Here is an 11,086-nt window from a genome sequence, read left to right as displayed (position 1 = left end):
GCGACGATGCCGGCGATGTCGGCGGGTTCGCCGATGCGTTCGAACACGGACATCCGGGCGAGGTCGGCGGCTTCCTCGGGGGCTGCGGCGGGGCGGACTCACAGCCAGGACACCTGGGCCAGCCGTGAGATCCTCTCCATCATGTTCGAGAACGAGCGCAACCAGCGGGCGATAGCAGGCGTCGAGGCCCACGTTCGCGAGTTCTTCACCGGCCACATGATCACGGTCAGCGACTACGACCTGGGACCTGGACGAAGGGAAGCTGTTCCCGACCTACGGATCCTCACCGTCAGCCCAGGACAGCGCGCCGACAGCTGGGCCTACATCACCGCCGGCTGCTGGTCGACGGTTGAGACGGACGGCCACGGCCTCGAATTCGTCCTCACCGCTCCCGTCCGCGACGAACGCTTCGCTGATCTCCTGGCCATGACCGCCTACTACCACTCCGATCGCCACCTTGATCTCGAGCACAGCCTGCCCATAGGGGAGCCGTGGCTGCCCGGGTCCCGCTGCGACCACCTGCTGGTCAGCCTTCCCTACCTCCACGGACCTGACCTCGAGCAGTGCCCACTGCCGGACGGCGATGCCCGCATCCTCTGGGTTTTGCCGGTCACCGCAGCCGAGATGGCATACCGCCGCGAGCACGGCCACGAAGCCCTTGAACGGCTATTCGACGAGCACGCGATCGTCCCGACCGATCCAAGGCGTCCATCCGTCGTCTGACCTAGCGAGCTTCTGAGACGCAAGCGGCAGCCACGGAGTCCTCCAGTGCCGTCAAAACTCGGTTCTTCTGGCACAGATCTTGGGGAACCATCGCGGAGCGTGACCTCGGTGTTCGATTGCGAGTGACTGACTCGTGCGAGACGGCGCACGCCTTGGCGTCTGAAGGCCGGAAGTGACGCTCCCTCAGGTGCATTCCGTTCGCTGCTTTGGCTGGCTGTGAACAGTGATGGTGCTGGTCATGCAGACCGATGCACCGTTCTAGGATTCGCTGGTGTTCGACGGGATCGACGATGTGGAGGTCGAGGCGGTTACGGTCGCGTTCGGCACGGTCGAGGTGGTAGCAAGAGGCCGCATGGCGGGGGCGGCGTGTCCGGACTGCGGCCGCTTCGCGGACCGGGTCCACGACCGTTACCAGCGCAGGCTGAAGGACCTTCCGCTCGCTGAGCAGGGGTTTGTGATCCGGCTGATGGTCCGGCGATTCATCTGCGGGTCGGCGGACTGTCCGCGCCGAACGTTCGCCGAGCCGTTCTCCCGGCTGGCCGCGCCGTACGCGCGGTTCACCACGCGGCTGAACCGCGCCCTGGAGCGGGTGGGGCTCGCCTTGGCGGGACGAGCCGGCGCTCGACTGGCGGCCCAGCTCGGCTTCGGTGCGGGACGGATGACCTTGTTACGCAGGGTCATGGTGTTACCCGATCCGCGATTCAGTACACCACGCGTGCTGGGCGTGGACGACTTTGCGATCCGTCGCGGCCAGACCTACTCCACCGTCTTGACCAGCGTCGAAGACCATCGCGTGGTCGACGTGCTCCCGACCCGTGAAGCCGGGCCGCTGGCAGCTTGGCTGGACTGCCATCCCGGCGTGGAGATCATCTGCCGGGACCGGGCGGGTGCCTACGCCGAGGGCGCGCGGCGCGGTGCACCCGACGCTTTGCAGGTCGCCGACCAGTTCCATCTGTGGCAGGGCCTCGGCCGCGCCGTGGAGACCTGCGTCGCTGCCCACCGCGACTGCCTGCGCACGCCGGCGCCCAGCGGCACGCTGACGGAGGCCACCCGACCGACTTCAGGGGGATCGCAAGACAACGCGGAGCCCGTCGGCCGGCGGGCCGCGCGAAAGAAGGCCGCACACGCCCTGGTCCACGAGATGCTCGCCCAGGGGCACTCGCGCCGGGCGATCGCCCGGCATCTGGGCTGGGGCCTCAACACCGTCCTCCGGTACGCGAACGCCTCACGCTGGCAGGACACCATCCGCGAGAACCGGCCCCGGCCCAGCAGACTCGATCCCTACAAGCCCTACCTCGAACGACGATTCACCGAGGGATGCACCAGCGTCACCCAACTCCACGGCGAACTGGTCGCCGAGCAGGCCCCCGTCACCTACGGCATGGTCCGAGCCCACATCGCCACCTTGCGCAGGGACCCGTCCGCCGCACCGCCACGGCCAGCGACCGTACCGCAGGTGACCGGCTGGCTCACCCGCCACCCCGCCACCCTGAGTGAGGACGACCGCATCGGCCTCAAGGACCTTTTGACCCGTTGTCCGGAACTGGACACGGCTGCCGGACATGTCCGCGACTTCGGCGAGATGCTCACCGACCGCCTCGGCGCCACGCTCCCTGCCTGGATCGACGCAGTCGAAGCCAGCCGGCTGCCCGGGCTCACTGGCTTCGCGCTCCACCTTCGGCGAGACCTCGACGCCGTGATCGCCGGCCTCACCCTGGACTGGAGCTCGGGCAGCGTCGAGGGAGCCGTGAACCGCATCAAGAAGATCAAGAGACAGCTCTACGGCCGAGCCGGCTTCCACCTGCTCCGGAAGATGATCCTGCTGCAGTAGCGCCTCACAGTGGCTATTCGAAGTGCGACTCCCGATACCTTTCCTCAGGCTGTTCCTCCCAGTAAAAGCGGGCAGCCACGTCCGGCTGCGCGACTTGCAGGACAGGGAGAGGCGGCAGCGATGTCATGCTTTGGCATCGGGCATGCCGCTGGTGACGACGATCGCCGCCACGTCGCCGGTCTTCGTGCGGCCCAACCAGACGACGCCGCCCGACTCAGCCCCGAACGTGACCAGATCGGCTTGCTGCGACTCATCGCGTACCCGTTCGCACCCATCGGCCAGCTGCTCAGAATCGCGCGGGGCAGGGACCCCGTCTATGAACGTGCGAAACGGTGCGGACAAGATCGTCCACGCGCCTGCATCGGCGAAGCAGCCGACATTAGCATCGGAGAAGAAGCGAGGCTCCTCGCCCGGCTGAAGCCGGGCGATGTCGTCCTCGACACTCAGGCCCATCTCCCATCCGACGACAGGGTCGTCGCTGATGCACAGGCGCGTCGCGGCGCACTCAACACCGTCGACGTGCTCGCCCATGAACTCGTACGGGCCTGCCGTCCACGCGATCTCTACCCGGTAGACGCCCGGGGGAATGCGCACCGCCAGCTCCCGCGGGGGCCTGGTCGGCAGCCCCCTCTGGTACTCCCAGACCTGGTCGTCGTGCCATGGCGCATCGACGACAAGCCGGCCGCTCGGTACGCGGATCGTCGTCAGCTCCTCGATGCCCGTCACGACTACCGGCGTCATCGGATCGTCGTACACCGTCCCAAGGTGAGCACCGGGCGTGAAAGCCGCCTCCAAGTACCAGGTGGCCTCAGGCCCGGCTGCCAGCCGCGCGTCCCTGACCCACTCCATGTCTCACTCCCTCCCCGCCACCCGGCCGGGCGGTCAACCGAAAGCTACGTGGGCCCGCTGACATCGGCACTTCTTGCATCGTCGCAATCCGTGATCGCTCCCCAAGATCTGTGGCAGAACCCGTGACTCACCAACAAAGCCACCCTGACGGCACGCGAAAGCAACCAGTCTGGCGCCCCGCCCGGCCCGAGCGGCGCCCCAGCCCCGATGTGATCAGACCGTGCCCTGATCAGCCCTGGTCAGGCGTATGACATGTCCGTTCCGATCGGTACGCTGGGCGGGCTTTCGAACTCGTTCAATCAGCAACAGAATTGGGGGGCCGGTGCGCAGTCGCCGACTCGTTGTCTCAGCTGCCGCTCTCGCGGTCGGCGTCGGTCTCATACCGGGCGCGGCGCAGGCCGCCGGTCCTGCGGCGCCTGGGGTTTCCGCACCGCCCCCCGAGTCCGCTCCTGACGAGGCGGCGGCCGCCGAGTCCGGAATTTTCCGCAGTCCGGGCGAGAACACGGTCCGTACGGTCCTGCCTTCCAGCGCGGCGGAGGGCGGCTCGACACAGGCCTCCGCCGACGCTTCGAACCTCGAACTCCTTATGTGGGGCGATGCCAGGACCGCCCGCAGCATCTCCTTCGGCGTCAACCTCTACCAAGGGGCGCCCGTCCCCCACGAGGTCACCATCGCCTGGGGCGACGGCATGACGCACACGGCCACCGTCACCGGCGGTCAGATCCTGTACGACGTCAGGCACACCTACCCCCGGCCCGGCGACTACACCATCACCGTGACCGCGACGGACACCGTGAACAACGTCCAGGCGGTCAACCGGCTCCCGTTCACGACGCCGGGTTCCTTCTTCGCCCCGCACGCTCCCACCCGGCTGCTCGACACCCGGGCCGGTATCGGCGCGGCCCGGTCGAAGGTCGGGGCGTACACGCCGGTCCGGCTGAAGATCGCGGGCAACGCGAAGGTCCCGGCCGGGGCCACCGCAGTGGTCCTCAACGTCACGGCGACCAATGCCACCGCCGGAGGGCACGTCAGTGTCTACCCCTCGGGCAGGGACAGGCCGAAGACCTCGAACGTGAACTACACCGCCGGGCAGACCATCCCGAACCAGGTGATCGTACCCGTCGGCAAGGACGGGTACATCGAGCTGTACAACGGCGGCTGGAACGCCGTGGACCTGATCGCGGACGTGACCGGCTACTTCGACCGTGCGGCCGCCGACGGCTACACCTCGCTGAACCCGGTCCGCTTCGTCGACACCCGCGAAGGCCTCGGCGCGGCGCGCGGGCAGGTCGCCGGACAGGACACCTTCGGGGTCCAGATCACCGGCCGCAGCGGTATCCCTGCCAGCGCGACTGCTGTGGCGCTCAACGTGACTGTCACCAACCCCCGGGAGACGGGCCACCTGACGGTCTTCCCGAGCGGCCAGGCGGCCCCGTCCACCTCCAGCCTGAACTTCACTGCCGGACAGACTGTCGCCAACTCGGTCATCGTCCCCGTCGGCGCCGACGGAAAGATCAACGTCCGCAACGGGGCCTGGGCCGGGACCGACGTGATCATCGACGTCGTCGGCTACTACGGTGCCGGCAGCAAGGCTGCCTTCGCCACGTGGCGGCTCGGCCTCCCGGCGGAAGGCGGCCCGTTCCGTCACATTGACACCAGGGGCCTGCCTCCCAACACCTGGCCCTGTTTCGCCGGCGGCTACTACGCCCTGCACCTGAATTCGGGGAACCGCTACGACCTCCCCATCGAGGCCTACGTCACGAACGTCACCGTCGCCAGCACGACCGGAGCGGGACACCTCTCCGTCGCTCCCGACCCGAACTCGGCCCACGCGTACCAGTACGGGTACGCGGTCAAGCCGCCTCGCCCCACCACCTCCGCGCTGAACTGGACGGCGGGCAAGGACGTCTCCAACCTGGTCCAGGCCAAGACCGGCCCCTACGGCGTCATCGACCTCTGGAACCAGAGCAGCCGGGAGGTCCACTACATCGTCGACTGGTTCGGCGAGTACGACGCCTACTGATCTGCGGGCGGCGGCCGCAGGGGCCGCCGCACCTGACTGCCCTCGATCAGCTCCCGGTCCGCGTCGTCCAGGAAGAAGAACCGCTCCAGCTCCGTACGGGACGGCGCCCCACGGAACGCCGCATACGCGGCAGCCTGCTCATCCGTCAAAGACTCGATCGGCACCCCGGACCTCCAGCCAATCGATCAACACGACTGCCGGGCCCCGGTGCCGACCGGGGCTTCTACAACAACAACCGGATCATCGACGGACTCGAGGACGGGTTCATCGTGAAGATCACCTGATACACACGCGGCGGGGCGGGTCCGCCCACGCGGGCCCGCCCCGCCGCTCAGCCCGCCTTCGGCCAGAAATCGATCCTGTACCGCTCCACCCCGTGCGCCGTACCCTCCGACCGGGTCACCCTCTCGACCTCGGCCCTCCCCGCACAGCACACCCGTACCCGCCACATCCCGCGGCGGCCCAGCCGGATCAGGTCCTCAGAGCGGCCCGTACCCCACACCGCCACATCGCCGGTGACCGACTCATAGTCGATCTCCGCCTGCTCCTCCCAGCCACCATGCCCCTCCTCGGCGTCGGGCCGGCCATCCCAGACCCGGACATGGAGCGACGCCGTATGGGTATGGCCAGCGCTGAACACGTCGAACCGCCGGACATGGGCCCGCAGGAACACCCCCCACTCGAAGTCATCCGGGAAAGGCACCGGCACCGCGCTGTCGTCTGCCTCCTGGAACCCGAAGGACCGAAACTCCACCCGCGCGTCCAGCTCCTGCTGCCATAGCAACCCGGCCACAACCCCTCCCCCACCCCGTGCCCCGAACCCTCCCGCGACCGTAAAGCACCCCCGCACACCACCCGTAAAGACTGAGCCAGCCGACGCTCCCCACGACTCGGTAGGGCGCTGCTCCGGACGCGGACGGCGTCCCGGAGCAGCGGGGCCAGCGGTTACGCCGTGTCGTCCAGGCCGGTGGTATCAAGCTGGTGACTCCGATCGTCAGCTTGTCGTTTATGGTCTGCCGTCGAACGGGACTCGAACTTGGTCGGGATTTCCCCAGTTCATCGGATGTGTGAGGGGCCGTCGTTCGATCCTGTGCTCAGCGACAACGCAGCACGGAGGCCGGGATCGTGGGACTGGTCGAGCACAGCGTCCAACGAGACGCGTTCACGATGGTGGCGGGGTTCCGGTCGGAGCTGTACGCGTGCCTGGTCTCCAGAAGCGACGCCCTGTTCGAGCTGTGCGACGCACTGCTGTGCACCGACGGGCCCGTCCGCACGCTCGTGGACCTGGCCCTCGCTCCTGAGCACCGGAGGGGCCATGGTGCCTTGTACTCCGGGATCAACCAGGGCCGGATCGATGTTGCCCGGCTACGGCGGGCACTGACAGGCCTTCCACTGCCCCGGGCCGGCGATGGCCGGCTGGTGCTGGCCGTGGACGTCTCCACAGCTGCGGCCGGACGCCGACACCTCGTCGGACCGCTCCTTCTGCCACACCTTCGGCCGAGGCCTGGGCAAGCACCAGATGGTGCCCGGCTGGCCGTACTCGATCGTCGCCGCTCTGGAGACCGGCCGGACCTCGTGGACCGCGCTGTTGGACGCCATCCGGTTGGAGCCCGGCGCCGACGTGGCCGCGGTCACCGCCGGACAGGTCCGCGACGTCGTCGGACGGCTCCTGGACGCTGGACAGTGGAGGGTCGGCGACCCGAGCATCCTGGTCGTGCTGGACGCGGGCTACGACGCGCCCCGCATCGCCCACCTCCTGGCCGACCTCCCCGTCGAGGTACTCGGCCGGCTCAGCTCGGACCGGGTGATGCGCAAGCCCGTCCCAGTGCCGTGGATCTGCCCGCCACAGGGCGGCCGTCCGCCCAAGCACGGCGGCGAGTTCGTCTTCGGCGATCCGGCTACGTGGGGCGAGGCCACCGCGGTCACGGTCACCAGCACCCACCGATACGGGGCGGCGACCGCGCAAGGCTGGGACCGGCTCCACCCACGACTGACGCGCCGAGCCGCCTGGCTCGACCACCAGGGCCCGTTGCCGATCATCGAAGGCACCGTGATCCGGTTGACGGTCGAGAAGCTGACCAGCGGCGGGGTGAACAAGCCCGTCTGGCTCTGGTGGTCCGGCACCGGCGCCACCACGCAGGACGTCGACCGGTGCTGGCAGTCCTTCCTGCGGCGCTTCGACCTGGAACACACCTTCCGGCTGCTCAAGCAGACTCTCGGATGGACCCGGCCGCGGCTGCGGGACTCCGGAGCGGCCGACCGCTGGACCTGGCTCGTCCTGGCCGCACACGCCCAACTCCGCCTCGCCCGCCCCCTCGCACGAGACCTCCGCCGGCCCTGGGAACGCCCGGCGGAACCGAACAAACTTACCCCCGCCCGCGTTCGACGCGGGTTCAGAAACCTACGTGCGAAGACCGGCACCCCAGCCAGTGCACCGAAACCAACCCGGCCCGGCCCCGGACGCCCGCTCGGCTCGAAGAACCGACAACCCGCCACCCGCTACGAGGTGGGACGCGTCCTCGCCACGGCGAGGCCTAGTCCGCCCGCCCACCACAAGAAGGGGACAAAACCCCGGCGCAAAACCGACGCTGTTGGCGATCACAGCACGGCATAGGCTGCTCGGGTAGTCGCAGCTGGACCAACAGGGGGCCTCATGGAGCACAGCTCTAAGCGAGAGAACAGCGAAGGCTCGGCTTCTTCCCGCTACACCCGGGATATGCAGCAAGAACGCCACGCTTTGCGCGAAGCCCTGCGCTCCGATCTGCCCGCCGCCCACATGGGCTTGGGCGTGGCCATCATCGCCCTCATCGTGGTCGCCAGCTTCTCCGGCCCTCGATGGACACTGATCATTGCTGGTGCCTTCGCGGCCTGGTTCATCCTTGCCCTGACGGTGATCCACATCGGCAGCGGCCGTGGATGGGATGCCATCCGGCGGGCCTACATCGCAACATTCGGCTGGGGCAACTGGATCTGAACGTGCCTCGCTGGCCGGCCCTCCATCTCGGCCGCACCATAAACGACAAGGTCAGTACCTGTTCCCGAACCTCGACCGTGCGGCCTGACGTAAGGAGCGCGGGCCTTGGTGAGCACTGCAGGCGGTCCGCAGGGTAGTTGGCGCGTCGACAGAACGGGTGACGCGAGTAGCTGGCCGTTGGACGCGCTCCACCCCGGCCCCCTGCTGACTCCCTTCCCGGGAACCGACAGGGGGGTTTCGCGGCTGCCTAGTCCTGGCGGGCGCCCAGGATGATCCGGGCGACGATGGCCGCGGCCTGCTCCGGATGCCTCTCCAGCCATGTGCCGAGGTGTTCCCGTACGGCATCAGCGACGCTGGTGCGCACAGCGGCGCCGTCCAGTACGCCGTGCGTGGAGCCCGAGAACTCGGGCCGGTCCAGCTTCACCGACACGACCGCCGTCAGCCCGTCGCCGATCTGGTCGATGCTGAGATCGGAGGCGGCCTCCGCCAGGAGCCGCCGCTCCCGCACGTGCGCGTTGACCGCGGCGGCCGCCCCGTCGCGGAATCCTCCCATGTGCGTGCCGCCGTGGGGTGTGGGCTGGCTGTTGGCGTAGCCCTGGAGCCGCTCCTCGGGGGAGCTACGCCAGCGCAGGGCCACCTCGACTGTCCCGGCGATCCTCGGGTCTTCGTGCTCGAAGCCGATGATGTCCGGGTGTACGGACGCTCCTCCCTGCGCGTCGAGGAAGGCGACGAAGTCCTGAGCCCCGCTCGGGAACCGGTACCGCACCGATCGGGACCGGCTCGGGGGGCGTTCGTCGGTCAGCGAGATGTCCAGGCTCCGGTTGAGGAAGGCCAGTTCCCTGAAGCGTTCTGCCAGCACCGCGAACGAGCACTCCGTCGTCTCGAAGATGTCGGTGTCGGGCCAGAAGGCGATGGTGGTCCCGCTTCTGGTTGTCGGTCCTGCGCTGGTGGGCGGGGCGAGTGCGACGCCCCGCGCGTACTCCTGGACCCAGCGGACTCCCTCGCGTCGTACCTCGGCTGTCAGGCGGCTCGACAAGGCGTTGGTGACACAGGGCCCGATGCCGAAGAGGCTCCTGGCCACAGCGTGGCGGCCGCCCGGCTCCGCCACCCCGGGGTGCATGCGGGTCAGCAGAGCTTCGAGGCCGGGACCGCCGGTGTCCCCGGCGGCCTCGACGGGGACACCGGGCCCGTCGTCGGCGACACGTACGCCGCCGTCGGACGTGAGGGTGATCTCGACGGCACTGGCACGGCCGGCCAGGACTTCGTTCACTGCCCGTTCGGCGACATCGAACACGATCTGGTGCAGGCCACGCTGGCTGGTCGAGCCGACGTACATTCCAGGCCGCTTCCGAACGGCTTCCAATCCCTCCAGCACCTGGATGAGGCTGGCGTCGTACGGGTTGTCGTTGTCACTCATCAAGTCCCCCCAATGGTATCTCCAGCGGCACCCCCAGCCTAGGCGGATCTCTGGAAAACACCAGGTCAGACCCTATTCGCCGAAGGCATGAACGGGCGGGTGGGCACCTACTTGGAGAAGGTCGGCCCAGGGATCGCGCACCACTGTCGGAGGGCAGCCGGGGGCCTGCGGAGACCGCGCCAGACCCAATTTCCGGCGACCCCGAGGCCCCCGATTTGAGAGGCTGACGAGCCGTGAAGCTCCGTACGAGGGTGCGCGAGTCGGAACGCGCGGTTGGCGTGCGCGGTGGTGACCGTAGTCAGTCTCGGTGGGCCTCGCGTGAGGCGGGCTGGCCGGTCCGGCGGGACGTGCGGCGGGTGATGCGCCTGGTCATGAGAGTGATCGCGGCCCAGGTGATCAATGATTCAGAGTGTTGGACCAGGCGTTCGTAGTCTCGGGCATGTCTGCGGGCGTGCATGACCCAGGCGAGTGACCTTTCGACCACCCAGCGGCGGGGCAAGACGACGAACCCGACGGCGTTCTTCGGCCGGCTGACGGTCTTCACCGTGAGGTTCAGGTACTTCTTCGCCCAACTCACAAGTTGTCCGGCGTAGGCGGAGTCGGCCCAGACGATCGTGATCTCGGGGTGCATGAACCGGAGCCGGAACAGGACTTCCTTCGCCGCGTCGCGGTCGGTCATGTCGGCTGGGGTGACCATGACGAACAGCGGCAGGCCTTTCGTGTCCACGACGAGGTGCCGCTTCCTGCCGTTGATCCTTTTGGCGGCGTCGTAGCCGCGCGAGTCCTTGCCGACGGTCTCGGCGGCCTTGACGGACTGCGAGTCGATGATCGTGGCGACCGCTCCGGGTGAACGCCCCATGTCCCGGCGGACGCGTTTACGGAGCTGGTCGCGGATCTGGCCGATCACCCCGGCCGCGGCCCAGCGGGCCATGGCGTTGTAACAGGTCCGCCATGGCGGGTAGTCCTTGGGAAGGGCCCGCCATTTGCAGCCGGTGTCGACGACGTACCGGATCGCGTCCACGATCTCGCGCCGCGGGTGCTTCTCCGGCCGCCCGCCGCGAGGGGTCTCGCAGGCCGGGATGGGCAGGAGGGGTTCGATCAATGCCCACTCGTCGTCGTAGGTGTCCGAGGGGTAGCAGCGGCGCCGGGCCAACATCTGCTCCCTTCGTGATGCTGGGGGCCGACCGCGATGCGGCCGGCCCCCAGCATGGTCAGGCGTCGATGTAGTCAGCGATCACGTCGGCAGAGCTGACACGGGGTCAACGGGCA

9 protein-coding genes and 1 pseudogene are annotated in these 11,086 nt (G+C 68.5%); 5 read left to right on the top strand and 5 right to left on the bottom strand.

Annotated elements, in window-relative coordinates:
• The first annotated feature begins 141 nt into the window (after positions 1-141).
• Both AB0D44_RS21865 and AB0D44_RS21860 read left to right on the top strand, forming a co-directional pair.
• Positions 142-723: a suppressor of fused domain protein gene (locus AB0D44_RS21865; protein ID WP_362593499.1), complete on the top strand. Its 582-nt coding sequence runs from the start codon at positions 142-144 to the stop codon at positions 721-723.
• A 271-nt stretch (positions 724-994) separates the two neighbouring features.
• On the top strand, positions 995-2,554 hold the full coding sequence (locus AB0D44_RS21860) for an ISL3 family transposase (RefSeq protein ID WP_362593496.1): 1,560 nt from the start codon (positions 995-997) through the stop codon (positions 2,552-2,554).
• A gap of 123 nt (positions 2,555-2,677) precedes the next feature.
• Here AB0D44_RS21860 and AB0D44_RS21855 read toward each other — a convergent pair whose 3' ends face one another.
• On the bottom strand, positions 2,678-3,403 hold the full coding sequence (locus AB0D44_RS21855) for a DUF4241 domain-containing protein (RefSeq protein ID WP_362593493.1): 726 nt from the start codon (positions 3,401-3,403) through the stop codon (positions 2,678-2,680).
• A 586-nt stretch (positions 3,404-3,989) separates the two neighbouring features.
• On the opposite strand from AB0D44_RS21855, the gene AB0D44_RS21850 reads away from it, so the two are divergent.
• A complete protein-coding gene (locus AB0D44_RS21850; protein WP_362593490.1) occupies positions 3,990-5,426 on the top strand; it encodes a PKD domain-containing protein in 1,437 nt (478 codons plus the stop codon).
• On the opposite strand, the gene AB0D44_RS21845 is transcribed toward AB0D44_RS21850, so the two are convergent.
• Both AB0D44_RS21845 and AB0D44_RS21840 read right to left on the bottom strand, forming a co-directional pair.
• Entirely contained in the window at positions 5,420-5,575 is a 156-nt protein-coding gene (locus tag AB0D44_RS21845) for a DUF4158 domain-containing protein (protein WP_362593487.1), read from the bottom strand. The two genes, AB0D44_RS21850 and AB0D44_RS21845, sit on opposite strands and share 7 nt — an antisense overlap.
• Positions 5,576-5,757: 182 nt before the next feature.
• Positions 5,758-6,219: a hypothetical protein gene (locus tag AB0D44_RS21840; RefSeq protein ID WP_362593484.1), complete on the bottom strand. Its 462-nt coding sequence runs from the start codon at positions 6,217-6,219 to the stop codon at positions 5,758-5,760.
• 374 nt (positions 6,220-6,593) lie between these two features.
• Between AB0D44_RS21840 and AB0D44_RS21835 the strand changes: the two are divergent.
• Positions 6,594-8,040 (top strand): annotated as a pseudogene (locus AB0D44_RS21835) (NF041680 family putative transposase).
• 39 nt (positions 8,041-8,079) lie between these two features.
• Complete coding sequence (locus AB0D44_RS21830; RefSeq protein WP_362593481.1) at positions 8,080-8,400, top strand: hypothetical protein; 321 nt, start codon at positions 8,080-8,082, stop codon at positions 8,398-8,400.
• Positions 8,401-8,647: 247 nt separating this feature from the next.
• Here the strand turns inward: AB0D44_RS21830 and AB0D44_RS21825 are convergent, their stop codons facing one another.
• Both AB0D44_RS21825 and AB0D44_RS21820 read right to left on the bottom strand, forming a co-directional pair.
• A complete protein-coding gene (locus tag AB0D44_RS21825; RefSeq protein ID WP_362593478.1) occupies positions 8,648-9,817 on the bottom strand; it encodes a DNA gyrase subunit B in 1,170 nt (389 codons plus the stop codon).
• A 298-nt stretch (positions 9,818-10,115) separates the two neighbouring features.
• On the bottom strand, positions 10,116-10,973 hold the full coding sequence (locus tag AB0D44_RS21820) for an IS5 family transposase (protein ID WP_362593475.1): 858 nt from the start codon (positions 10,971-10,973) through the stop codon (positions 10,116-10,118).
• Positions 10,974-11,086: the final 113 nt, after the last annotated feature.

Source organism: Streptomyces sp. NPDC048349 (assembly GCF_040651925.1).
In the GTDB taxonomy this organism is placed as follows: domain Bacteria; phylum Actinomycetota; class Actinomycetes; order Streptomycetales; family Streptomycetaceae; genus Streptomyces.
Note: the sequence above shows the minus strand (reverse complement) of the source record. Positions and strands in the feature narration are given on the sequence as shown.